This is a genomic window from Nonomuraea jabiensis, assembly GCF_014204795.1.
GTDB classification, from domain to species: Bacteria; Actinomycetota; Actinomycetes; order Streptosporangiales; family Streptosporangiaceae; genus Nonomuraea; species Nonomuraea jabiensis.
In genome coordinates this window covers 7,417,807-7,441,619 of sequence record NZ_JACHMB010000001.1, presented here as the reverse complement: position 1 = coordinate 7,441,619, position 23,813 = coordinate 7,417,807, and the positions used below count along the sequence as shown (strand labels likewise).

At 71.6% G+C, this 23,813-nt stretch carries 23 protein-coding genes; 14 read left to right on the top strand and 9 right to left on the bottom strand.

What is annotated here, in order from left to right:
* The first annotated feature begins 5 nt into the window (after nucleotides 1–5).
* Nucleotides 6–1,001 (top strand): phosphotransferase family protein, encoded by a 996-nt coding sequence (locus HD596_RS34045; RefSeq protein ID WP_185073340.1) that lies wholly within the window; start codon nucleotides 6–8, stop codon nucleotides 999–1,001.
* Here the strand turns inward: HD596_RS34045 and HD596_RS34040 are convergent.
* Nucleotides 945–3,164 carry a M64 family metallopeptidase gene (locus tag HD596_RS34040; RefSeq protein WP_185073337.1) on the bottom strand — a complete coding sequence of 740 codons (2,220 nt, stop codon included), beginning with the start codon at nucleotides 3,162–3,164 and terminating at the stop codon, nucleotides 945–947. The genes HD596_RS34045 and HD596_RS34040 overlap by 57 nt on opposite strands.
* 51 nt (nucleotides 3,165–3,215) lie before the next feature.
* A complete protein-coding gene (locus HD596_RS34035; protein ID WP_185073335.1) occupies nucleotides 3,216–4,208 on the bottom strand; it encodes an anti-sigma factor in 993 nt (330 codons plus the stop codon).
* A 120-nt stretch (nucleotides 4,209–4,328) separates the two neighbouring features.
* On the opposite strand from HD596_RS34035, the gene HD596_RS34030 reads away from it, so the two are divergent.
* The 3 genes from HD596_RS34030 (at nucleotide 4,329) to HD596_RS34020 (ending at nucleotide 8,122) form a co-directional block, all read left to right on the top strand.
* A complete protein-coding gene (locus HD596_RS34030; RefSeq protein ID WP_185073333.1) occupies nucleotides 4,329–5,525 on the top strand; it encodes an FAD-dependent oxidoreductase in 1,197 nt (398 codons plus the stop codon).
* Nucleotides 5,526–5,617: 92 nt separating this feature from the next.
* Nucleotides 5,618–6,955, top strand: a complete 1,338-nt coding sequence (locus tag HD596_RS34025; RefSeq protein WP_185073331.1) for a class II 3-deoxy-7-phosphoheptulonate synthase — start codon at nucleotides 5,618–5,620, stop codon at nucleotides 6,953–6,955.
* 399 nt (nucleotides 6,956–7,354) lie between these two features.
* Nucleotides 7,355–8,122, top strand: coding sequence for an SAM-dependent methyltransferase (locus tag HD596_RS34020; RefSeq protein WP_185073329.1), 768 nt, complete (start codon nucleotides 7,355–7,357; stop codon nucleotides 8,120–8,122).
* 15 nt (nucleotides 8,123–8,137) lie between these two features.
* Here the strand turns inward: HD596_RS34020 and HD596_RS34015 are convergent, their stop codons facing one another.
* Nucleotides 8,138–8,503 (bottom strand): thioredoxin family protein, encoded by a 366-nt coding sequence (locus tag HD596_RS34015; RefSeq protein WP_185073327.1) that lies wholly within the window; start codon nucleotides 8,501–8,503, stop codon nucleotides 8,138–8,140.
* 534 nt (nucleotides 8,504–9,037) lie between these two features.
* Here HD596_RS34015 and HD596_RS34010 point away from each other — a divergent pair.
* The gene (locus HD596_RS34010) at nucleotides 9,038–10,402 is read left to right on the top strand and encodes a pentapeptide repeat-containing protein (protein WP_185073325.1); all 1,365 of its coding nucleotides are present in this window, start codon (nucleotides 9,038–9,040) and stop codon (nucleotides 10,400–10,402) included.
* Here the strand turns inward: HD596_RS34010 and HD596_RS34005 are convergent.
* The 3 genes from HD596_RS34005 to HD596_RS33995 are packed head-to-tail and all read right to left on the bottom strand — an operon-like array spanning nucleotide 10,399 to nucleotide 11,526.
* Entirely contained in the window at nucleotides 10,399–10,854 is a 456-nt protein-coding gene (locus tag HD596_RS34005; RefSeq protein WP_185073323.1) for an SRPBCC family protein, read from the bottom strand. The genes HD596_RS34010 and HD596_RS34005 overlap by 4 nt on opposite strands.
* Nucleotides 10,844–11,176, bottom strand: a complete 333-nt coding sequence (locus HD596_RS34000) for an ArsR/SmtB family transcription factor (RefSeq protein ID WP_185073321.1) — start codon at nucleotides 11,174–11,176, stop codon at nucleotides 10,844–10,846. Before HD596_RS34000 ends, HD596_RS34005 begins: the two co-directional genes overlap by 11 nt.
* Nucleotides 11,173–11,526 (bottom strand): VOC family protein, encoded by a 354-nt coding sequence (locus HD596_RS33995; protein ID WP_185073319.1) that lies wholly within the window; start codon nucleotides 11,524–11,526, stop codon nucleotides 11,173–11,175. Before HD596_RS33995 ends, HD596_RS34000 begins: the two co-directional genes overlap by 4 nt.
* A gap of 107 nt (nucleotides 11,527–11,633) precedes the next feature.
* Here HD596_RS33995 and HD596_RS33990 point away from each other — a divergent pair, with 107 nt between their 5' ends.
* Entirely contained in the window at nucleotides 11,634–12,302 is a 669-nt protein-coding gene (locus HD596_RS33990) for a permease prefix domain 1-containing protein (RefSeq protein WP_185073317.1), read from the top strand.
* Here HD596_RS33990 and HD596_RS33985 read toward each other — a convergent pair.
* Nucleotides 12,274–12,639, bottom strand: a complete 366-nt coding sequence (locus HD596_RS33985) for a PadR family transcriptional regulator (RefSeq protein ID WP_185073315.1) — start codon at nucleotides 12,637–12,639, stop codon at nucleotides 12,274–12,276. The genes HD596_RS33990 and HD596_RS33985 overlap by 29 nt on opposite strands.
* A 144-nt stretch (nucleotides 12,640–12,783) precedes the next feature.
* On the opposite strand from HD596_RS33985, the gene HD596_RS33980 reads away from it, so the two are divergent.
* The 8 genes from HD596_RS33980 to HD596_RS33945 all read left to right on the top strand — a co-directional run bounded on the left by HD596_RS33980 (nucleotide 12,784) and on the right by HD596_RS33945 (nucleotide 20,802).
* Complete coding sequence (locus tag HD596_RS33980) at nucleotides 12,784–13,953, top strand: cytochrome ubiquinol oxidase subunit I (protein WP_185073314.1); 1,170 nt, start codon at nucleotides 12,784–12,786, stop codon at nucleotides 13,951–13,953.
* 13 nt (nucleotides 13,954–13,966) lie between these two features.
* Nucleotides 13,967–14,731, top strand: coding sequence for a cytochrome d ubiquinol oxidase subunit II (locus HD596_RS33975; RefSeq protein ID WP_185073313.1), 765 nt, complete (start codon nucleotides 13,967–13,969; stop codon nucleotides 14,729–14,731).
* Between the two features lie 16 nt (nucleotides 14,732–14,747).
* Complete coding sequence (gene cydD / locus HD596_RS33970; protein ID WP_313045459.1) at nucleotides 14,748–16,448, top strand: thiol reductant ABC exporter subunit CydD; 1,701 nt, start codon at nucleotides 14,748–14,750, stop codon at nucleotides 16,446–16,448.
* Nucleotides 16,445–18,151 carry a thiol reductant ABC exporter subunit CydC gene (gene cydC / locus HD596_RS33965; protein WP_246555030.1) on the top strand — a complete coding sequence of 569 codons (1,707 nt, stop codon included), beginning with the start codon at nucleotides 16,445–16,447 and terminating at the stop codon, nucleotides 18,149–18,151. Before cydD ends, cydC begins: the two co-directional genes overlap by 4 nt.
* Nucleotides 18,152–18,233: 82 nt before the next feature.
* Nucleotides 18,234–18,860, top strand: coding sequence for a transporter (locus tag HD596_RS33960; protein ID WP_185073312.1), 627 nt, complete (start codon nucleotides 18,234–18,236; stop codon nucleotides 18,858–18,860).
* The gene (locus HD596_RS33955; RefSeq protein WP_313045456.1) at nucleotides 18,857–19,183 is read left to right on the top strand and encodes a transcriptional regulator; all 327 of its coding nucleotides are present in this window, start codon (nucleotides 18,857–18,859) and stop codon (nucleotides 19,181–19,183) included. Before HD596_RS33960 ends, HD596_RS33955 begins: the two co-directional genes overlap by 4 nt.
* A 4-nt stretch (nucleotides 19,184–19,187) precedes the next feature.
* Entirely contained in the window at nucleotides 19,188–20,069 is an 882-nt protein-coding gene (locus HD596_RS33950) for an ABC transporter ATP-binding protein (protein ID WP_185073310.1), read from the top strand.
* On the top strand, nucleotides 20,062–20,802 hold the full coding sequence (locus tag HD596_RS33945) for an ABC transporter permease (protein WP_185073309.1): 741 nt from the start codon (nucleotides 20,062–20,064) through the stop codon (nucleotides 20,800–20,802). Before HD596_RS33950 ends, HD596_RS33945 begins: the two co-directional genes overlap by 8 nt.
* A 67-nt stretch (nucleotides 20,803–20,869) precedes the next feature.
* On the opposite strand, the gene HD596_RS33940 is transcribed toward HD596_RS33945, so the two are convergent.
* A complete protein-coding gene (locus HD596_RS33940; protein WP_185073308.1) occupies nucleotides 20,870–22,105 on the bottom strand; it encodes a S1C family serine protease in 1,236 nt (411 codons plus the stop codon).
* Between the two features lie 154 nt (nucleotides 22,106–22,259).
* On the bottom strand, nucleotides 22,260–23,795 hold the full coding sequence (locus HD596_RS33935; RefSeq protein ID WP_185073307.1) for an AMP-binding protein: 1,536 nt from the start codon (nucleotides 23,793–23,795) through the stop codon (nucleotides 22,260–22,262).
* Nucleotides 23,796–23,813 lie beyond the last annotated feature (18 nt).

Sequence of the window (23,813 nt, the reverse complement as noted above, 5' to 3'; positions counted from 1 at the left end):
CTCCCGTGGACAGTAGAACCAAGCGCCGCTTAGCCGACGCCGAGCTCGACGCCCTGCTCCGCCGCGCGCTGGGCACGGGCGTCGTGGCCGTCACCGAGCTGACCGACGGCTACGCCAACGCCGTCTGGCGGCTCAAGCTGGACGACGGGCGCGAGGTGGTGCTCAAGCTGTCCCCGCCGCCCGACCTCGACCAGCTCAGCTACGAGCGCAACCTGCTGCGCATGGAGGCCGCCGCGTACGAGCTGGCGGCGCAGGCGGGGGTGCCGGTGGCCACGCTGCTGTGCGCCGGGTTCGACGACCCGGTGCTGGGCGGCGACTACCTGCTGCTCGACGCGCTCGACGGGGTCTCGTGGAACGACGTCAAGCCGGAGGGCGAGGCGGCGCTGCGCCGGGAGCTGGGCGGCCTGCTGGCCAGGTTCAACGCGGTGCGCGGCGAGGTCTTCGGCTACCCGCACGCCGGGATCGTCGGCGCCACCTGGCGGCAGGCGTTCCTGGCGATGGTGGGGGCGCTGATCGGCGACACCGAGCGCTACCCGACGCCGCTGCCGCGCTCCGCCGCCGAGATCATGGCGGTGATCGAGGCCGCGTCGCCGGTGCTCGACGAGGTGACGACGCCGCGGCTGGTGCACTTCGACGTCTGGCCGGGCAACGTCTTCCTCGACGTCAGCGGCCCGCCCCGGATCCAGGCCATCATCGACCACGAACGGGCCTTCTGGGGCGACCCGCTCGCCGAGTTCGTCACCCCGACGATCTTCGGCGAGCTGGCGGAGGACGACCCGCTGCTGGCGGGCTACCGCGAGGTGACGCCGCTGGAGCTCACCCCGGCGGCGCGCACCCGCATCGACCTCTACCGCGCCTACCTCTACCTGATCCTGCTGGTGGAGAACGGACCCCGGCAGTATCCGGAGGAGGAGTACGCCAGGCTCCGCGAAGCCGCGTTCGGCTCACTTACCACGGTGCTGGACCGCCTCGTAAGCGCCTCCTCCGGCGGCCGCGGCTAGCCGCACGCACGACCTCGCGCCCTTGTTGGGCACGCCGAGATCGACGGGTTTGTCACCCGTGCACAGCAGCGCGCCGCTGATCGTGCTGCCCGACAGGATCGGCGCCGCGTTGCCGGCCAGCAGGACGGCGCCGCGCAGGTCGGCGCCCACGATGGTCAGCGCCTTGGCGCCGCTGACGTTGAGCGCGCCGGTGAGGGAGGCCTTGAGCAGGTGCACGGCGGCGGGCTGCGCGGCGGTGAGCGTGCCGGCGATCCGGCCGCCCTTGACCACGAGCGAGGCCCCCGGCTTCACGGTGATGGGCCCGCTGACCTGGGCACCGTCGAGGCAGGTGACGCCGTCGGCGGCGACGAGGGCGCCCTGGTGGACGCCGGTGACCGTGCGGGTGCAGGCGGGCGGCGGGGCGATCGTGGTGACGGTGAAGCTCTTCGGCGTGCCCTGGTTGCCCGCGGCGTCGATCGAGCGGTATTCGATCGTGTGCCGGCCGCGCGGCAGCTTCCCGTACACGAGGGAGTCGATGACCGTGCCCTCCTCGCTGAACGTCCACGGCAGCTCCGAGGACGTGGGCCAGCCGAAGTAGTTGAACCAGCCGTCCCCGTCCACCCTGGACTCCGAGACCACGTAGCCGCCGCGGTCGTCCTCGCCCGTCAGCCGCATCGAGAAGGGGCCGTTGTAGACGTAGGCGTCGCCGGCCGCGGCGAGTGGCTCGGACAGCTCGTAGCGGGTGGCGGGCCCGCTCGCGTCGATCTGCCAGTTGAGGGTCTGGCCGCCGAGGGCGGCGGTGAGGGTGTGCGCGCCCGGTTGCAGGTTCAGCCTGCCCAGGTCGAGGTCGGTGCCGGTGCCCGCCGGGCGGCCGTCCACGGTCCACGTCACCTCGGGCACGGCGGCGGCCGGATGGGTGGTCTCCACGTACACGACGTCGGCGCGGCCCAGCGGCCGGTCGGTGGGGGTGGAGGAGACGAACGCGGCCTCGGCGCCGTCCGGCGGGGTGGTCAGGGACGTGTCCACCGTCCAGGTGCGGGACTTGGTGATGGCGGCCCTGATCGCCGGGTCCCTGACGAACTCGGTCGGGTCCGAGACGGTGGCCGTGACGGTGTGCGTGCCCGGGGTGAGGCCGAGAGTGCGCAGGTCGAGGGCGTCGTCGTGGCCGGCGAGGTCCTTGCCGTCCACGTTCCAGGTGGTCGTCAGGGAGTGGCCGACGGGGCGCATCGGCTCGACCCACAGCACCCGGTCGGCCCCCACGGGCTGCTGGTTGGGCGTGGCGTCCTGGATGACCATGGTCTTGGCGGTGATGCGCTGGACCATGACCTCGCGGCTGACCTGGTCGTAGTAGTAGCCGAGGGTCTTCATCATCGAGTGCCGGCTGGACCGCCAGACGCCGCTCGTGTAGTACAGGCCGCCCTCGTAGCGGCCGATGGGGCCGCCCGACTCGCTGGGCTCGCCCAGCCAGCGCCACCACTTCTTCTGCTGGTCCTTCATCTGCTGCTCGGTCAGCAGCGTGTGGTGGGGGCTGGCCGGCTCGGCCCCCGGGTAGGCGCCGCCGGGGACGCCGCGCTGGTAGTAGTCGTACTCGTCCTGCAGGCCGCCCAGGGAGTGGCCCAGCTCGTGCGGGCTGATCAGGGCGGACATGCTGTTGCTGCCCGAGGCGGTGGCGTACGAGCCGCCCGCGCCGCCGTAGGTGCCGCTGTTGCCGAGGGCGAGGATCTGCCGGTTGCCGGAGGAGGTGCCGGTGACCAGGTCGGCGTAGCGGGTGGCGGCGGCGTTGTCCATGGTGATCAGGCGCTGGACGCTGCCGGGGTTGCAGCGGCCCCAGAAGCCCATGCCGAGCGGGGTGACCTTCTTCGGCGAGTCCAGTCCGGGGTCGCAGCTGATGCCCGACTCGCCGGAGACGATGTCGACGCGGTAGACGTTGATGTAGTTGCGGTACGTCTTGAACGGCTCGATCGACCACATCACGTTGAGGTGCCGGTCCACGTCGGCCCGGAACCTGGCCTGTTCCGGCTCGGTGTAGCCGTCGCCCATGATGATCAGGTTGAATCGCCTGGCCGGCGAGCCCGTGACCTGGACGGGCACCACGGTGGCCGCGCCCGCTTCGGCGGCCGCCGCGGGCACGGCTAACACGGGTAACAGTGCGGCGGCCAGCACCAGGGCCGCGAAGATACGCATGCCCTGCACTATCTACGATCAAACGCGCGTGACCAACCCCCTAACTGCGTGTCAGGCCTCCGGGAGCTCGGCCAGCAGGACCGGCCGGGTCGTGGGCCTGCCGGAACCGGCCGCCGGCTCGACCGTGAGCGCCACGCGGACGTCGCCCCGCTCCGGCGTGATCAGCAGGGGTGTGGTCAGGCCGCCCTCGGCCCGATCGAGCATCCCGGCGGGGCGGGGGCCGTCCGGGCCCATGAGCCACAGCTCGTACCCCTTGGACCGGGGCAGCTCGGCCAGGCCGGACGAGGCGAACACCAGGCGTCCCCTGGCGCGGGAGATCACGACCGTGCCGGTGCCGCCGGAGGTGGCGGGCCGGCGTACCGTCTCGGCGTCGGGCGCGGCCAGCACGGCGATCACCTCGTCGTGCCTGGCGGTCAGGTCGCTCAGGTCGCGGCGGGCGTCCACGGCGACGGCGCCGAGCGCGACCGCGGCGGCCGTGGCCACGGCGGCCAGGCCCGCCGTCAGCCTGGCCCGGCGGCGCCTGAGGGGCAGGACCTGGCCGCCCTCGTGAGCCGCCGGGAGCTCGGGCGCGGTCCTGAACGCGGCGGGCTGCTCGGGCGGGATCCTGAGCGTCGGCGAGTCCTCCGGCATGGATGGAGGCACGGATGAAGGCACGGGCGGGGGCACGGACGGGGGCACGGACGGGGGCACGGGCGGGGGCACGGACGGGGGCACGGGCAGGGCTGTAGGCGGGGTTGCGGGCGCGCGTGACGTCGGGGGCCGCCAGATGGTCGGGCTGTCGTCCGGCACCGCTCCTGACCCCCGCCCAGGCCGCTCCTCGGGCCGCCGTAGCTCGTGGGCGGCATGGAGGAGGCGCTGCCGGAGCGCGGCGGGCGGCGGCTCGGCCAGCGCCTCGGCGAGCCTGGCCGCCGTCTCCCGCAGCCGCCGGACCTCCACCCAGCACGCCGGGCACGCCAGCAGGTGCTCCTCGTACAGCACCCACTCGGCGTACGGCAGTGCGTGCACGGCGTAGGCGCCCGAGAGGGTGTGGAGTTCGTCCGTCATCATCCACTCCCTTTGTGAGAGGCGGCTCACGCATGTACTTCGGCGACTCGGGCATGTCGGATGGCTGCGGGGGCTTGCTCTTTTCTCATGGCGTGAGACAATCTCATCGGGTGATGAATTATGAGCTGTGTAATAGCGGGGGGCGGACCGGCCGGCGCGATGCTGGCGCTGCTCCTGGCCAGGGCCGGGGTCGAGGTCACGCTGCTGGAGAAGCACGGCGACTTCCTGCGCGACTTCCGGGGCGACACGATCCATCCGTCCACGCTGCAGGTCCTCGACGAGCTGGGGCTGGCCGAGGAGTTCCTGAAGATCCCCCATCGCAAGGCGTACGGGATCAGCATGGTGACCGACCGCGGCGACGCCAGGCTGGCGAGCCTGCGCGGGCTGCCCGGCAAGTACGACTACATCGCGTTCGTACCGCAATGGGACTTCCTCAACCTCGTCACGTCCGCCGCCGCGCGCTATCCGAGCTTCCGGCTGCTGATGAACGCGGAGGCGTACGACCTGATCCGCGAGGGCCAGACCGTGCGCGGCCTGCGTTACCGGGACGAGTCGGGCGAGCACGAGATCAGGGCCGACCTGACCGTCGCCGCCGACGGGCGGCACTCGACCCTGCGCGAGCGCGCCGGGCTCGTGCCGGAGGAGCTCGGCGCGCCGATGGACGTGGTGTGGTTCCGGCTGCCCCGGCACCCGTCCGACCGTGACGACACGTTCCTGCGGATCTCCGGCGGACGCATGATGGTGGCCATCAACCGGCAAAGTTACTGGCAACTCGCGTACGTGATCCCCAAGGGCGGCTACGACGAGCTGGTGCGCGCCGGGATCGACGCGCTGCGCGGGCCGGTCGCGACGCTGCTGCCGTGGCTGGCCGACCGGATCGGGCAGATCGGCGGCTACGACGACGTCAGCGTGCTCACCGTCGTGCTCAACCGGCTGCGCCGCTGGCACCGGCCCGGGTTCCTGTGCATCGGGGACGCCGCGCACGCCATGTCGCCGGTGTTCGGGGTGGGGATCAACCTGGCCGTCCAGGACGCGGTCGCCACCGCCAACCTGCTCGCCGGGTCGCTCAGGTCCGGCGCGCCGATCCCCGAGTCCACCCTGCGCCTGGTGCAGAAGCGGCGGATGCCGCCCACGCGCGTCACGCAGGCGGTCCAGCGGGTGGTCCAGAACCTGGTGATCAAGCGGGCCCTCAGCAACAAGCTCGACCCGTCCAGGATGCCCCGCGACCTCACCCGGATCCCCCTGCTCAGGCGGGTGACCCGGCGCTTCATCGGGCTGGGGATACGGCCCGAGCACGTGTCCGTAAAGGAACTTTGACCGCCTCTGATTCCCCAAGGGCACAACTGCATTCTCACAACGTGGACAACGAGGTCCGTGGGCCCGGAGCCAGTGGATTACCCTCGTATCTCGTGAGCAGCAATCTCGTGGATCTCGATTCCTGGCGAGCCCTCCCCGCGGCACAGCAACCTGACTGGCCCGACCGCGGCGAGCTCGACAAGGTCGTCGCCGAGCTCGGCGGCCTGCCCCCACTGGTCTTCGCCGGCGAGTGCGACCAGCTCAAGGAGCAGCTGGCCGCAGTCGCCCGGGGCGAGGCCTTCGTCCTGCAGGGCGGCGACTGCGCGGAGACCTTCTCCGGCGCGACCGCCGACAACGTGCGCAACAAGCTCAAGACGCTGCTGCAGATGGCGATCGTGCTGACGTACGCGGGCAAGGTGCCGGTCGTGAAGATCGGCCGGGTCGCGGGCCAGTTCGCCAAGCCGCGCTCCAAGGGCAGCGAGGTCCGTGACGGGATCGAGCTGCCCGCCTACCGGGGCGACATGGTCAACGGGTTCGACTTCACCGCCGAGGCGCGCCGGCCCGATCCGTGGCGGCTGCTCAAGGCGTACCACTCCTCGGCCGTGACCCTCAACCTCGCCCGCGCGTTCACCAAGGGCGGCTACGCCGACCTGCGCCAGGTCCACGCGTGGAACCAGGACTTCGTGGCCGAGTCGCCCGCCGGGCGCCGCTACGAGCAGCTGGCCAGGGAGATCGACCAGGCGCTCGCGTTCATGCGGGCCTGCGGGGCCGATCCCGAGGAGTTCCACACCGTGGAGTTCTACTCCTCCCACGAGGCGCTCATCCTCGACTACGACCGCGCGCTCACGCGCATCGACTCGCGTACGGGGCTGCCGTACGACGTGTCGGCGCACATGGTCTGGATCGGCGAGCGCACCCGCCAGCTCGACGGGGCGCACGTCGACTTCTTCGCCCGCATCCGCAACCCGATCGGCGTCAAGCTCGGCCCCACCACGTCGCCGGACGAGGCCCTCGGCCTCATCGAGAAGCTCAACCCGGGCAACGAGGCGGGGCGGCTCACCTTCATCACCCGCATGGGCGCCTCCAAGATCCGCGAGCACCTGCCCGCCCTGGTCAAGGAGGTCACGGCCACGGGGGCGCGGGTCGCCTGGATCTGCGACCCGATGCACGGCAACACCTTCGAGGCGCCCAGCGGGCACAAGACCCGCCGGCTCGACGACGTGCTGGACGAGGTGGCGGGCTTCTTCGAGGTGCACCGGTCGCTGGGCACGCATCCCGGCGGGATCCACATCGAGTTCACCGGTGACGACGTGACGGAGTGCGTGGGCGGCGGACACGAGATCGCCGAGGACGACCTCGCGACCCGCTACGAGACGGCCTGCGACCCGCGGCTCAACCGCAGCCAGTCCCTCGACCTCGCCTTCCGCGTGGCCGAGCTCTACCGCGGCTGACCCCACCGGCACCTGAGGGGACGCCCGCCTTTCCCAGGCGCGCGTCCCCTTTCGGCTGCCGGCCCGCTTCCGCCACCCAGCTTTCGCCAAGCAGCAGCCCGCCCGCGACGCGTGCCCGAGCCCGGCGGCCCGTCCGTGACGGCGCGCTCGGGCGTGAGGCGAGGGGTCCGACCCACGGCGGCGGCCGGTGGACGGCGGCCGGTGAGCCGCGAGGGGCCGCGCCCCCGTCGGCGAACCACCGGCGCAGGTGCGTCACCGCGTGCGAGGGCGGTGAGGCGGGGGGTGACGGAGGTGGGTGATGTACGTCTCACTGGCACCACGAGTAGAACCAAATTCCAGGGAGACCGGGAAAACGCGGCTATGATCGCCCGCAAATAGGGCGATATTTCAGGAGAAATCGTGGACAGTGCCCCAGAGGGGGTGGACCCTAACGTCCCGAACGTCGCGCGGATGTACGACTACTTCCTCGACGGCAAGGACAACTTCGCGGCCGACAGGGCAGCCGCCGAGCAGATCCTGCAGACGTTCCCCAACACCAAGGAGGGCGCCCGCGCGAACAGGGCGTTCCTGCGCCGCGCCGTGCGGCACCTGGTCGATTCGGGGGTGCGGCAGATCGTCGACCTCGGCGCCGGTCTGCCGACTCAGGGGAACACGCACGAGATCGCCCCTGAGGCGCGGGTCGTCTACGTGGACAACGACCCCGTGGTCTGCGTGCACGGCAGGGCGCTGCTGGCCAGGACCGAGAACGTGGACTTCCTGCAGGCGGACGTACGCGAGACCGACACGCTGCTGGACAAGCTGGGCGACATGGTCGACTTCGACCGGCCGGTGGCGTTCCTGATGCTGGCGATCCTGCACTTCATCCCGGACTACGTGGCCTACGACATGGTGGGCAAGCTGCGTGCCGCGAGCGCGCCCGGCAGCCGGCTGGTGATCAGCCATGCCATCGACACCACGCCGGACACCACCCCGCAGGCCGTCGAGATCTACCGGCGGGCCACGGCCGCGCTGAGCCTGCGGACGCGCGAGGAGATCCTGCGCTTCTTCGAGGGGTACGAGCTGGAGGAGCCCGGGCTGACGTACCCGAACGGCTGGCGGCCCGACGACCCGGACGCACCCGGCAACGGGATCACCTTCGGGTACGTCGGGGTCGCCCGCAAGCCCTGAGACCCCCGGGAGGGGTCAGTTCTGCTTCATCTCCTCGGCGAGTTCGGCCCTGATGGCGTCCATGTCGAGCGCCCGCACCTGCCTGATCAGGTCCTCCAGCGCGGGCGCCGGGATGGCGCCGGCCTGGGCGAAGACCACGATGCCGTCGCGGATGGCCATGAGCGTCGGGATCGAGGTGATGTCGAAGCCCTGCGCCAGCCCCTGCTCGGCGTCGGTGTCGATCTTGCCGAACGTGATGTCCCCATGCAGGTCCGAGGCCTGCTCGAAGATCGGGCCGAACTTCTTGCACGGCGGGCACCACTCCGCCCAGAAGTCGAGCAGCACGATCCCCTTGTCGGCGACGTCGTTGAAGTTCTGCTCTGTTACTTCGATGGTGGCCACAAGTGGCTCCTCGTCCCTCGCTGAAAATTGTTCATCGGTATGAACCCCTACCCTCTCGCCCGCATTCCAGTGTCCATGCCGGCGCCCCGGTGGGCCGGAAGCAGGGGCAGGTCCAGCAGGTCGGGGTCGAGGTCGCCGCCCACGAACGCGAGCGGCCGCAGGGCGTGGGCAATCTCCTTGGCCGCCTTCTCCCAGGGGGTTCGGCCGACGCCACCCCGGAATCAGGACCGCGTCGGAAGATCCATCCTATTTGCGGTCGGCCCGAACGGGACGTGGGTGGGCGGGTGTTGTGACATTCATCACCGCGTCGGGACCTGCCCCGTGCCTCCCGGCAGGGTCAGGCCGATGATCGGCGGGTCGTGACCGGAGGAGCGTCCGGCCGGGCAGCGGGGTCGCGTCCCCGAGGGATGCGCGGGATAAAGCGCGCATTCCCGACACTTTAGGCCCCATTTTAAGCGCATATTTCCACACAAAAGTGGATAGAACATTAAAACATCGAACCTTGACGCCGCCCCCGGCGGGTATCACCTCTTCATGGACTGGGTCACCTGCGCGTATTCGGCTGCCTGCACCGGAATCGCCAGCCGGACGACCGGCTTCTGCCTCGCACACCTCGCACCCGACGAACTCCCCCAGGCCCTCGACGAGATGTCCCCCGGCCGCCTGCTCGACCTGCGCGGCACCACCGTCAGCGGCGAGCTGCTGTCCCGCGTGCTCGAAGCGACCGGCGGCAGGCCCGGCAGGGCCCGGCTCGACCGGGTCAGGTTCACCGGCGACGTACGGCTGTCCGGCGTGACGTTCACGGGCGACGTGTCGCTCGACGGCGCCAGGTTCGAGCGGCTGGCCTCGTTCTTCGGCGCCCGCTTCGAGGGCAACGTGTCGCTGGCCGGCGCCAGGTTCACCCGCGAGCTGTCCTTCCACGGCGTCACCGTGCGCGGGCACGTCTCCCTCGACCGGGCCGTGATGTCCCGTGACGCGCTGTTCAGCCAGGCCGTCTTCGGCCACGGGCTGTCGTGCGAGCGGGCCAGGTTCGACGGGTACGCCACCTTCGACGGGGCCAGGCTGGGCGACGGGGCCGCCTTCAGAGGGGCGCGCTTCGGCCGTACCCTGTCCTTCCGCAAGGTCAGCGGGAACGCCGGGTTCGAGGCCGCGCACTTCGCCGCCGACGCGTACCTCTCGGCCACCGGCAGGCTGTCGGCGGCCAGGGCGCGCGCCGACGGGCTCCTGGACGTGACCGTGGCGCGGTGCGGCGTGGACCTGCGCGGCGTCGAGGTGGCGGGCGCGACGACGCTGCGGCTGACCGACTCCCAGGCCGACCTGGAGGGCGCGGTGCTGCGCGGCCCCGCCACCGTGACCGGCCGGGGCAGGTCGGTGCTGACCTCGCTGCGGCAGGTGGACGCCCGGGAGCTGGCGCTGTACGGGCTGGACCTGTCGGCGTGCAGGTTCGCCGGCCTGGCCCATCCGTCGGGGGTGCGGGTCAAGGACTGCACGTTCGCGCTCACGCCGCGCGGCCTGCGGGTGAGCCTGCGCTGGCCGATGCTGCGCTGGTTCTCCCGCCGGCGCGCGCTGGCCGACGAGCACACCATGCGCGGCTGGGGGGCGCCGGACGACCCCGGCGCCACCCCAGACCGGCTGGCCGACCTCTACGCCGGGCTGCAGCCCAGCGACCGCGCCACCTCGGCCGACTTCGCGTTCGCGGCCATGGAGATGCGGCGCCAGGCCGGTCACCGCTGGTGGCTGTCGGTCTCCTGGCTCCTGTGCGGGTACGGCATGCGCATGGGACGGGCGGCGGGCTGGTTCGCGCTGCTGCTGGCGATCACCACGGCCGCCGTCATGTGGACGTCCACCTCGCACGCCGAACGCCGGGCGGAGCCGCCGAGCCCCGCCCTGAACCCTTAGGCGTCCAGCTCCTCCACGACGGCGGCGATGGCGCGGAAGTGGCGCGAGCGCCAGCCGCCGCCCATGATGCGCCGGGAGAGCTGCTGCAGCTCGTCGTCCGGGTCGAAGCCCTCGTGGTCGAGGAACAGCCTGGTGCCCTTGCCCTCCGGCTCCAGCCGCCAGGTGACCGTCCAGTAGGCCCGCTTGCGGTCGCTCCAGCTGATCTTGAGCAGCTTCTCCGGCTCCAGCTCCAGCACCTCGCAGTAGACGATCCCGTCGAAGCCCACCTGCGGCTTGGGCTCCGTGGTGAACGTGAACCGGTGCCCCACCTCCGGCTTGAAGTCGTTGGGCATGAGCCAGCGGGCGACCAGCTCGGGCTCGGTGAGCGCCCGCCACACCTTCCTCGGGGGATGCGCGAGGAACTGGTCGATCCTGATCGCGCGCAGGTCCTCGGCCGCCGTGTCACGGGGCATGGTCGTCGTCCTCCATCTCGTCCAGCAGGGTCGTGAGGTCGGCCAGCTTCTCCCGCCAGAACCGTTCGTACGGGGTGAGCCAGTCGCGGATCTCCATGAGCGGCGTCGCCTCCAGCCGGTAGTGCCGCTCCCGCCCCTTGCGGGTCTCGGCCACCAGCCCGGCGTCCCTGAGCACCTTGAGGTGCTCCGACACGCTGGGCCTGCTCATGTCGAACCGCTCGGCTAGCCGGCCGGCGGGCTGGGCGCCCTCGTCGAGCAGCAGGCGCAGCAGCTCCCGCCTGGCCGGGCTGGCCAGCGCGGTGAACACGTGGTCGGCCGTCATGCCTGGCTGACCACGAACCCGTTGCCGAACGGGTCCTGGAACAGCAGCTGACGCCCCCACGGCTCGTCGCTCGGCCCTTCGAACGGGACGCCGTGCTCGCCCAGCCGCGCGGCCAGGGCGTCGAGGTCGGGCGCGGCCACCACCAGGCCGCCGATCGGGGCCATGCCGGGGAACCAGGAGGCCAGCAGCAGCGCGGTCCCGGACTCCTTGGGGGCGACGGTGAGCCAGCGGCCCATCGGGAACGGGTTGTCGGTGCGCACCTCGAAGTCGAGGACGCCGGTGTAGAAGGCCAGCGCCCGCTCCTGGTCGGCGACGGGCACGGTGATGGTGAGGATCTGGGATATCGGCATGTCGGACACTATACGTAGGAATTTTCCTACACATCAACCCGAGCCCTGAGGAATATCGGGGAATTCCCCGATGGGTGACCGAGATCGTCCTCCGTAGACTGGGGTCCATGCGTATCGACGACTACGTGGCGGAGCTCGACCGCGCCCTGGCCGGCCCGCAGGGGGCGAAGCGCGATCTGGTCGTCGAGGCGCGCGACAGCCTGACCGACACCGCCGACGCGCTGGAGGCCGAGGGGCTCGAACGGGCGGAGGCGGAGCGGGTCGCGGTGGCGGAGTTCGGGGAGGTCGCGGAGGTCGCCCCCGGCTACCAGTCCGAGCTGACCGCCGTGGCGGGGCGCCGGCTGGGCTTCCTGCTGTTCATCAGCGTGCCGATCACCGCGCTGATGTGGTCGGTGATCTGGCGCGTCTATCCCGGCGACTACCGCGCCTGGCAGCTCGCGCCCGCGTGGTACCGGCCCGTCTCGCGCCTGCTCGACGTCCTGCAGCTCTGCGTCGGGCTGTACGGCGGGCTCGCACTGTTCGCGCTGAGCCGGGGCGCCCGGTGGATCCGCCGGCCGTGGCTGGTGACCAGGTCGCTGGGCGTGGTCGTCTGGGGCATGCTGCCCGTCACCGTGGCGCTGGGCATGCTGCTGACCCTGGGCTCGAACGGGGCCAGCCATGTGGACGTCCTGCCCACCGTGCTGGCCAACGCGGTGACGTCCGCCTGCTGGGGGCTGCAGATCTACGGCGCGACGCGCTGCCTGCGCATCAGCCGGCCGCCCTTCGCGCGCCGCTGACCTCCCCGGTTTCCACGGCGTCCGCGCGGAGCACGCTGCCGATCACGGTGGCGAACTCCTGCCACGCCGAGCGCTCCCCTTCGAGCTGCTTCCGGCCCGAATCCGTCAGCCGGTAGGTACGGCGCTTGCGCCCGCCCACCGTGGCCCACTCGCTGGACAGGTAGCCGATGCGCTCCAGCCTGCGCAGGGCCGGGTAGACGGTGCCCGTCGGCACGTTCAGCGCGCCGCCGCTGCGCTCCAGCAGCGCCTCGATGATGGCGTAGCCGTGCAGCGGCTCCCGCTCCAGCACGGAGAGCAGGAGCGCGTCCATGTGCCCGCGCAGCGCGTCCGGATTCATGATTCCGATCCTAGACACCGCACAGGCGACCCGGCATGCCCCGCCACCCGAGTGAGATCCGCCGAAGTACGGACGTGTGCGCTCATGTAGGCAGTCTACATGTAGGCTCTCTATATGTAGGCAGACACAACTACGGAGTTCGCGATGGATGTACTCGAACTGGCCCGGACGCAGTTCGCCGTGACAGGAAGCCTCCACTTCCTGTTCGTCGTGCTCACCCTGGGCCTGGCGCCACTCGTGGCGATCATGAACACCCGCTGGGTGATGTCGGGCAAACCGCTCCACGAGGCCATGACCCGCTTCTGGGGCCAGATCTACGTCGTCAACTACGCGCTGGGCATCGTGACCGGGCTGGTGATGGAGTTCCAGTTCGGCCTCTCCTGGAGCGGCCTGTCCCACTACGCCGGCGACGTGTTCGGCGCGCCGCTGGCCATGGAGACCCTGGTGGCCTTCTTCCTGGAGTCCACGTTCCTGGGCCTGTGGATCTTCGGCTGGGGGCGGCTGCCCCGATGGGCGCACCTGGCCTGCATCTGGCTCGTGACGCTGACCGCGTACGCGAGCGCGTTCTACATCATGCTCGCCAACTCGTTCCTGCAGAACCCGGTCGGCTCCGTCGCCCGCGGCGACCGCCTGGAGCTGGTCGACTTCGGCGCCCTGCTCACGAACAAGAGCCTGATCTTCTCCTTCCCGCACGTCATCGGGGCCGGGCTGTTCACGGGGGCCATGGTGCTGGTGGGGGCGAGCGCGTACCAGCTGCGCCGCCGTACCGAGCACGTGGAGTTCTTCACCAGGTCGCTGCGGACCGGCGTGGTCGCGGCGGCGCTCGGGATCTTCGTCACGATCGGGTTCGGGTACGCGCAGTTCGCCGGGATCCAGGACGGGAAGTTCAGCGACAACACGGGCGCGGCGGTCGCGCTGGGGATGATGATCGAGTTCGGGCAGCTGCTCGCGCTGGTCGTGCTGTTCGTGATGCTGCCGATGATCGGCGTGCTGCCGCGGTGGCGGTGGACGCATCCGCTGCTCATGCTGATGACGCCGCTGCCGTTCATCCTGGCGATCATGGGCTGGCTGGCCCGGGAGGTCGGCCGGCAGCCGTGGATGATCTGGGAGAAGCTCACCGTGGCCGACGCCATGTCCCCCGGGCTGACCTCGGGCATGGTCGCGGCCTCGCTCGCCGGGTTCGCGGGCGTCCTGGGGCTGCTGGCGGTCGTCGACTACGTGCTCATCGCCAGGATCGTCCGGCGCGGGCCGCGGGACGTGGCCCTGGGCGCCGTACCCGCCGGTGAGACCCGCTCCCCCGCCCTGAGCTACTGAGTGAGGTGCCGACATGGAAGTGATCTGGTTCGTTCTCTTCGCCGTGCTGCTGGCCGGATATTTCGCCCTTGAGGGGTTCGACCTGGGGGTGGGCCTGCTGTTGCCGCTGCTGGGCAGGACCCGCGAGGGCCGCGACCGCATGGTGGCCGCGATGGCGCCGTACGTGCTGGCCAACGAGGTGTGGCTGGTGGCGGTGGCCGGGACGCTGTTCGGCGTCTATCCGCTGCTGGAAGGCGAGGTGCTGTTCAAGCTGTACCCGCTGGTGGTGGCGATGCTGCTGAGCTGGATCCTGCGGGACGCGGGGCTGTGGTTCCGGCGCAGGCTGGACGGGTTCAGGTGGCGGGGGTTCTGGGACGCGATGATCGCCTTCGGGTCTCTGGGGCTGTCGTTCGGGTGGGGCATGGCGGTCTACGCGGCGGCCACGGGGTTCACGGCCCCGGCGGTGCACCCGGTGGGGGTGATGCTGGGGGCGGTGGTGACGCTGCTGTTCGCCTTCCACGGGTGGACGTTCCTGGCGTGGCGGGCGCCCGGGGTCTTCGGGGCGTCCAGGTCGGGGCGGGCCCTGGCGGTGTCGGGGGCCGTGGCGGCGGTCCCGGCGGTGGGCGTGCTCGTGGGCGCGATGCCGTACCTGCTGGCGAACAGCGCGCCGGCGGCCACGTTGAATGTGCTCAGTGTCATGGTGCTGCCGTTCGCGCCCATCGTCCTGGGCGCGCAAGTATGGGTGTGGCGCACTTTCCGCCCAGGGAAGGACGCCGTCCAGCTTCCGTCGTTCTTCTGAGGGCTTCTGAGGGCTCGTGCACAAGGATCTCCTACGGCTCATGCGGGCCGAGCGGTCGGTCCGCCGCCACCTGGCCGTGACCATGGTCGCGGCGGTGCTGGCGGGGCTGCTCGTGCTGGTGCAGGCCGAGTTGCTGGCCGGGGTGCTGTCCGGCAGGTTCACCGCCGTCGCCCTGGCGGGGCTGGCCGCGGTGGTGGGCGTGCGGGCGCTGCTGGCCTGGACGCAGGGCGTCTTCGCCGGGCGCACCGCCACCGGCGTGAAGTCGGCGCTGCGCCACCGGCTGCTGGCCCGGCTGCGCGACCTGGGCCCCGGGCGGCTCACGCAGCACCGCTCGGGCGAGCTGGTCACGCTCACGGGGCGGGGCCTGGACGGGCTCGACGCCTACCTGACCGGCTACCTGCCGTCGATCGCGGTGGCCGGGGTGGTGCCGCTCGCGGTGCTGGTACGGCTGTTCGCCGCCGACCTGGCCAGCGCCCTCATCGTGCTGATCACGCTGCCCCTGATCCCCGTCTTCGGCGCCCTGGTGGGCATGACCACCAAGGCCGTCACCGAGCGCCAGTTCCTGGCCCTGTCGCGGCTCGGCGGCCACTTCCTCGACGCGGTGCGCGGGCTGCCCACCCTGCGGGCCTTCGGCCGGGCCCGCTACCAGGCGGGCGTCATCCAGCAGGTCGCGGACGCGCACCGGAGCGCGACGATGCGGACGTTGCGGGTGGCGTTCCTGTCGTCGCTGGTGCTGGAGCTGTGCGCGTCGCTGTCGCTGGCGCTGGTGGCGGTGCCGATCGGGCTGCGGCTGCTCGGGGGGTCGCTGGATCTGACGACGGCGCTGCTGGTGCTGCTGCTGGCGCCGGAGGCGTACCTGCCGCTGCGGGCGATGGGGACGCGCTTCCATGCCTCGATGGAGGGGGTGGCGGCGGCCGACGCGGCCTTCGCCGTGCTGGACGACGCCGGCGAGCCCGAGCCGGTACGCGGGTCGGTCCACCCGGCCGGCCAGGCAGCGCCTGAGATCCGCCTGGAGAACGTGACCGTGCGCTACCCCGGCCGTGACGTCGCGGCCCTGGAGGACGTCTCGCTCACGATCGGCCCGGGGGAGCGCGTGGCGCTGGTCGGCGAGAGCGGCGGCGGCAAGAGCACCCTGCTCCACCTCGTCCTCGGGTTCGTCCAGCCGTCGCAGGGCCGGGTGCTCGTCGACGGCACCGACCTGCGCGAGCTCGACCTGGGGAGCTGGCGGGCGCGGCTGGCGTTCGTGGCGCAGCGGCCCCACCTGTTCGCCACCTCCGTGGCCGGCAACATCCGGCTCGGGGCTCCCGCGGCCTCCCTGGAGGAGGTCCGCAGGGCCGCGGCCGCCGCGCACGCCGACTTCGTGGAGGCGTTGCCGCAGGGGTTCGACACCGTGGTGGGCGAGCGCGGCGCCAACCTGTCCGCCGGCCAGCGGCAGCGGATCGCTCTGGCGCGGGCCTTCTGCCGGCCCGCGGCCTCGGTGCTGCTGCTCGACGAGCCCACGGCCCGCCTGGACGGGCGCAGCGAGGCCGCCGTGGTGGCGGCCACCGCGGACCTGGCCCGGGGGCGCACGGCCGTCATCGTCGCGCACCGCCCGGCCATGATCGACCTGGCCGACCGCGTCATCCGCGTGCACGAGGGCCGGGTCGTCTCCGACACCACCCGCGCGCACCACGACCCCGAACCCGCGGTGCGGTCGGGCGAAGGGAGCGGGCGATGAACCGGCGCATGGGAACGCGGCTCCTCTGGGCCGTCCTGGCGGGCGCGGCGGCGGACCTGGCGGGGCTCGGGCTCATCGCCGCCGCCGCCTGGCTGATCACCAGGGCCGCGCAGCAGCCGGGCCTGGCCGCCCTGAGCGTGGCCATCGTGGCGACCAGGGCGTTCGCCACGAGCAAGGGCGTCTTCCGCTACGCCGAACGCCTCACCGGCCACGACGTCGCGCTCCGCGCCCAGGCGGGCACCCGCGAGCAGCTCTACCGGGCCCTCATCCCGCCCCAGCGGCCCCGGCACGGCGGCGCCGACCTGCTCAGCCGCATGGTCGACGACACCGAGGCCGTACAGGACCTGCTCGTACGCTGCCTGCTCCCCGCCGCCGCGGCGGCACTGGCGGGGCTGGCGGCCGTCGTCATCGGCCTGACCATCCTGCCGGTGACGGCGCTCGTCCTGGTGGCCGGGCTGGTGGTGGCCGGGGTGGCACTGCCCGCCGGTACGGCCGCCGCGGCCCGCCGCTGGTCGGCCAGGATCGCCCCGGCCCGGGCCGCGCTGGCGGGCCGGGTGGCCGACCTGGTGCACGGCTCCGCCGACCTGGCCGCCTACGGCGCCGACGAGGAGGCGCTGGCCAAGGCGCTGGCCGCCGACGAGTCCCTGGCCGCGCTCGAACGCCGCCAGGCCCGCGTCCACGCCGCCGCCCTGGCCGGGGGCACCCTCGTACAGGGCCTGACGGTGGCGGCCGTCGTCCTGCTCGCGCAGGGCGCGGGCGCCGGCTCGGTCGCGACGGCCGTGCTCGCGCTGACCGCCCTGGTGGCGTTCGAGCCGGTGCTGCCGCTGGCGGCGGCGGGCGAGCGGCTGGCCGGGATCACGGCGGCGCTGCGCCGCCTGCGCGAGGTCCGCTCCGCCACTCCGGCCGTCGCGGAGCCCGCCCGGCCCGCGCCCCGGCCCGAGGCCCCACTGACCGTCGAGATCGACGACCTGGTGGTCCGCCACCCCGCCGCGACGACGGGCACATCCGCGGGCGCGAGCACGCGGGCCGCCCTGGACGGGGTGTCGCTGACGCTCACGCCGGGCAGGCGGGTGGCGATCGTGGGCCCCAGCGGGGCGGGGAAGAGCACGCTGCTGGCCGCCCTGATGCGCCTGGTCGAGCCGGAGTCGGGCAGCATCCGCGTCAACGGCGTTGACGTACGCGACCTCGACGGCGACGACGTGCGGACGCTCATGACCGGCCTCACCCAGGACCCGTACATCTTCCGCGCCAGCCTGAAGGACAACCTGCGCCTCGCGGGCCCGGAGGCCAGCGAGGAGGAGCTGGAGCGGGCCGTACGCGAGGCCAGGCTCGACGGCTGGGTCAAGCGGACCGGGTGGGACGCCGAGCTGGGCGAGGACGGCAGGACCGTGTCCGGCGGGCAGCTGCAGCGCCTCGCCCTGGCCAGGGCCCTGCTGTACGACCCGCCGGTCCTGCTGCTCGACGAGCCCGCCGAGGCGCTCGACGAGGAGACGGCCGACCGGCTGATGGGCGACCTGCTCGACGTCACCCGCGACCGCACCACGCTCCTCGTGACCCACCGGCTCAAGGGGCTGGAGAGCGTGGACGAGGTCGTGGTGCTCGAAGAGGGCCGGGTCATCCAGCGCGGACGGCATGACGAGCTCGTCTCGGTGCCCGGCTACTACCGCGATCTGTGGGAGTCCGAGGTCCTGACCAGGCGCTGAGCCTCCTGACCGGCCGGCCATTGAGTTGGCGCGGCCATCTGGTTTAAAGTACAAACCAGTTTGCAGGATCGAGGAGTTTGCGATGACGAGCGACGACGACCAGGTGGCGAGCCCTGAGGAGATGCTGCGCGTCATCGAGGAGCAGCGGGCCGCCACCGCGAGGTGGCTGCACGGCGATCCGCTCCTGCTCTACGCCCCCTGGGGCGTCGCCTGGCTGCTCGGCTTCACCGCGTTCTTCCTCCACTACGGCCTCGAAGGCCACCCGTACGCGCCGATCTCCCAGATGCAGGCGCTGGCGGTGCTGATGGGCGCGCAGCTCGTGGCGGGGGCGGTGGCCGCGTTCGGGATCGTACGGATGAGCAAGGCCGTCCGCGGCGACGACACGGCCAGGGGCACCATGTACGGCTACGCGTGGTTCGCCGGGATGATGCTCGTGGTCGTCATCGCCAGCAGGGTGAGCGACCTCCTGCCGCCCGAGGAGAGCGGCCTCGTCTGGGGCGGCGCGTCGCTCATGGTCGTCGCGGTCATGCACATGGCCGGGGGCGCGATCTGGCTCAACTGGCCGATGTTCTTCATCGGGGCGTGGGTCGCGGGCGTCGACGCCGTGGGCGTGCTGCTCGGCGCCGGCTGGCACGCGCTCCTGACCGCGGTGCTGCTCGGAGGCGGCTTCATCGTCGCGGGCCTGTGGCTCAGGCGGCGCTACCGGTGACCGCGGACAAGGCCCCGCCGGAGCTCGACCCGGTGATCCACGCGCAGGCCAGGCTCCGGGTGGTCGCCGCGCTGAACGTGCTCGGCGAGGGCAACGAGATGGCCTTCCCCGCGTTGAAGGACCTGCTGGGCATGACCGCGGGCAACCTGTCGGTGCACCTCAGCAAGCTGGAGGACGCCGGATACGTCCAGATCACCAAGACGCACAAGGGCCGCACGCCGGTCACGTTCGCGGCGCTCACCAAGCGCGGGCGGCTGGCCTTCGACGACTACACCAAGGCGATCCGCGCCTTGCTGGACAACGCTGGGACAACCCTGGAGTGATGCCATGACCATCCTCGCCAGAGCGATCGAGGCCACCCGCCGCTACGGCGACGTGCTGGCGCTCGACCGCGTCTCGCTCGACATCCGGGCGGGCGAGCTCGTCGGACTGCTCGGCCCGAACGGCGCGGGCAAGTCCACCCTGATCAACCTGTTCGTGGGGCTGCGCCGCCCCACCTCCGGCACGGTGGAGCTGTTCGGCGGCTCCCCGCAGGATCCGGCCATGCGCCGCGGCATCGGCGTGACCCCGCAGGAGACCGGGCTGCCCGAGTCGTTACGCGTCGGCGAGATCGTCGACTTCGTCTCCGCACATTTCCCGAAAAAAGCGGATAAAGGGGAGCTGCTGGCCCGCTTCGGCCTCGACGACCTGGCCAAGCGGCAGGTCGGCGGCCTGTCCGGCGGGCAGAAGCGGCGGCTGGCCGTGGCGCTGGCCTTCGCGGGCGACCCGCGGCTGGTCTTCCTGGACGAGCCCACGACCGGCCTGGACGTCGAGGCCAGGCGCTCGCTGTGGGAGGGCATCAGATCCTTCCATGAGGGCGGCGGCACCGTCCTGCTGACCAGCCACTACCTGGAGGAGATCGAGGCCCTGGCCGAGCGGGTCGTGGTGGTGGGCCACGGCCGCGTGCTGGCCGACGACACGGTGCGGGCCGTACGCGACATGGTGGGCGTGCGGCGCGTCTCGCTCGTCGCCGAGAACCTGCCCGAGCTGCCCGGCGTGATCGGCACCGAGCACGAGGACGGCCGGACCCACCTCATGACCACCGACCCCGACCGGCTGGTCGTCGAGCTGGTGCGCAGCGGCACCCCGTTCTCCGGCCTGGAGATCAGGCCGACCACCCTGGAGGAGGCCTTCCTCACCATCACCTCGAAGGAGCCGGCCCATGCCTAGCCTGGTCCTCGCGCACACCCGCTACCTCATGCTGGAGCAGCTGCGGGTGCCCATCAGCCTCCTGGCGAGCGCGTTCTTCCCGGCCGCGTCGATGCTGGCGTTCGTGGTGCCGTTCGCGGGGCGGGATCCGCAGCAGGCCACGATGGCGACGGCGTCGCTGATGTTCTTCGGGGCCATGTCGGGCGCGCTGTTCGGGCTCAGCATCACCGTCTCCCAGGACCGCGAGCAGCCCTGGAACCCCTACCTGCGCACGCTCCCGGCGGGCCCGTTCCCCCGCTTCGCCGGGCGGATCCTGACGACGGTGGCCGTCATGCTGGTCTCGGTGATCCCCGTGCTGCTGGTGGCGGCGCTCCTCACGGAGGCCACCATCACGCCGGTGAAGCTGCTGCTCGGGCTGGCCGTGCTGGTCGCCGGCGGGATCCCGTTCATGCTGCTGGCCCTGCTCATCGGCTTCCTGCTGAGCTCGAAGGGGGCCATCGCGGTGTCGCAGATCCTGTTCTTCCCGCTGGCCGTGCTGGGCGGGCTGCTGCTGCCGCCTCAGGTCCTGCCCGGCTTCATCGAGGCCGTCTCCCCGTACACGCCGGCCCGGGGTGCGGCCGAGCTGCTCTGGGCGGTGACCGCGGACCGCGCCCCGAACGTGGTCGCCGTCGTCATGCTGGCCGTCTGGACGGTCGTCCTCGCCCTCGCCGCGGGCTGGGCCTACCGCCGCGACGAGGGCAGACGCTTCTCCTGAAATGGGGGGTGTGCCGCCGAGTCCGCAGCGATCTCAACGGCACACCCGTCCGGGAGGGGGTCCTTTGTTACTTCTTCTCTTCGAGGGTCACGGTGACGTCGGACGTCTTGCCGTCCCTCATGTATGTGATCTTGACCTGTTGGCCCGGTTTGAAACCTCTGACCTGCCCAACTACAGTATCCCCCCCGTCAACCGCCTTGTCACCGATCTTGGTGATCAGGTCGCCCTGCCGCAGTCCCGCCTTGGCCGCCGGGCTCCCGTCGGTGACCTGCCTGACGAGGGCTCCTGGCACGTCGCCGGTCGCGTCGGTGACGCTCACGCCGAGGAACGCGTGGCTGACCTTGCCGCTGCTGATGAGCTGCTCGGAGACCTGCTTGGCGGTGTTGACCGGGATGGCGAAGCCGACGCCGCCGCCCGCGGCGTCCGAGGCGATCGCGGTGTTGATGCCGATCAGCTCGCCCGCGGCGTTCACCAGCGCGCCGCCGGAGTTGCCGGGGTTGATCGAGGCGTCGGTCTGGATGGCGCCGCCGATCGTGGTGGTCCCGCTCCCCTGGTCCTGCTGCTGGCCCCAGCCCCAGCCGGGCGGGATCTGCTGGCGCTGCTCGCCGCCGACGGTGAGCGTGCGGTCGAGCGCGCTGACGATGCCCGCGGTGACGGATCCGTCGAGGCCGAGCGGGCTTCCGATGGCCAGTACGGGGTCGCCGACCTTGACGATGTCGCTGTCGCCGAGCGTGGCCTTGGTCAGCCCCGACACGCCTTCCGCCCTGATGACGGCCAGGTCCGTGGACGGGTCGGTGCCGACGACGCTGGCCTTGGCGGTCTTGCCGTCGTTGAACTTGACGGTCATCTGCCCGCCGCCCTGGCCGGCGCCCACGACCACGTGGTTGTTGGTGAGGATGAGCCCGTCCTCCGACAGCACGACACCGGAGCCCTCACCAGTCTGACCCTGGATCATCACGACGGTCGGCTGCACCTTGGCGGCCACCTGCGCGACGGTGAGCTGGTTGGAGGCCGACTTGAACACGGGGCTCGGCGTGGCGCTGCTGGCCAGCTGCGCCGGCTGGAACGCGTTGGCGACGACGGCCCCCACGACGCCGCCGCCGATGGCCGTGGCCGCCAGGGCGAGCCCGGCGACGGCCTTGCGGCCCGCGGCGAAGCCGCGCTTCTTCGGTGGCGAGGAAAACAGGGCCGGCTGCTCCATGATCTGCGTGTCCCGCCGGGGAAAGCCCCCGGCGGCCGGCGGGGTGCTGCCGAACTGGCTCCACCCGCCGGTCCCGTGCTCGCGAGGCTCGTTCGCGTTCATCTGTCATCTCCCTCGAGTACCGATGACTCAAGGGTGCCAAGAGACGCGTAAGAGCTGGTTAAGCCGCTGATCAGAGCTTCATGAGAAGAGTGAACGGAAGCCTTATCGGCCAAGGTGGGACCACCGGCGACGGCCAGGAGAAAATGCGGAGAATTTACCCGGAAGCCGGCCAGTACTCGTCCCTGAGCAGGCGCTTGTAGAGCTTGCCCGTCGGGTGGCGGGGCAGCTGCTCGCGGAAGTCCACCGACTTCGGGCACTTGTAGTGGGCCAGCCGCTCGCGGCAGTACGCGATCAGCTCCGCCTCCAGCCCCGGGCCGGCCTCGGCCATGGAGACCGGCTCGACCACGGCCTTGACCTGCTCCCCCATCTCCTCGTCCGGCACCCCGAACACCGCCACGTCGGCCACCTTCGGATGCACCGACAGGACGTTCTCGGCCTCCTGCGGGTAGATGTTCACCCCGCCGGAGATGATCATGTACGAGCGGCGGTCGGTGAGGTAGAGGAAGCCGTCGGCGTCCAGGCGGCCGATGTCGCCGAGCGTGGTCCAGCCCCTGCCCCGGGGGTCCTGCGCGGAGCGGGTCTTGTCCGGGTCGTCGTGATACTCGAACCGGCCGCCCTTCTCGAAGTAGATCGTGCCGTGCTCGCCCGGGGGCAGGTCGTTGCCGTCCTCGTCGCAGATGTGCACGACGCCGAGCAGGGAGCGGCCGACCGTGCCCTTGTGCCGGAGCCAGTCGTGAGAGTTGACGTAGAGGAAGCCGTTGCCTTCGGTGCCCGCGTAGTACTCGTGGATGATCGGGCCCCACCAGTCGATCATCTGCTCCTTGACGGGGACGGGGCAGGGGGCGGCGGCGTGGATCGCGTACGCGAGCGAGGAAAGATCGTACTTTGTCCGCGTTTCTTCGGGCAGTTTGAGCATCTTGATGAACATCGTGGGCACGAGCTGCGCGTGCGTCACCCCGTACCGCTCCACCAGCGCCAGGAACTGCTCGGGGTCGAAGCGCTCCATCACCACCACCGTGGCCCCGAGCCGCTGGAACGTCAGGCTGTAGCGCAGCGGGGCGGCGTGGTAGAGCGGGGCCGGCGAGAGGTAGACGCTGTCCGCCGACGGCGCGAACAGCGCCTGGATGAGCTGGAGCAGGGTGCCGGGCTCGGTGAGCGGGCCGTGCGCCGACGGGATCTTGACGCCCTTCGGCCGTCCCGTGGTGCCCGAGGAGTAGAGCATGTCCACGCCCATGCACTCGTCGTCGATCGGGGTGGCCGGCTGCTTGGCGACCGCCTCCTCGTACGACTCGAAGCCCTCGGCCGTGCCGTCCAGCATGAGCCGCGTCTCGACCCCGGGCGTGGCGGCGGTGACCGAGGTGGCGACGGCGGCCAGGTCGGCGCTGGAGATGAACGCCCGGGCGCCGCAGTTGTCGATGATGTAGGCCAGCTCGTCGGTCTGCAGGCGGGAGCTGATCGGCGTGTAGTACAGCCCCGAGCGCTGCGCGGCCCAGGCGACGGCCAGGAAGAGGGGGTGGTTGGCGAGCATGAAGGCGATGTGGTCACCGGGGCGCAGCCCGGCGGCACGGAGCAGGTGGGCCAGCCGGTTGGACTCCTCGTCCAGCTCGCGGTAGGTGATGATCCGTCCGGAGCCCGCCATGATCACAGCGGGCTTGTCTGGGGTGACTGCTGCGATGGCTCCCGGATACATGGCCGAACACTATTCGGT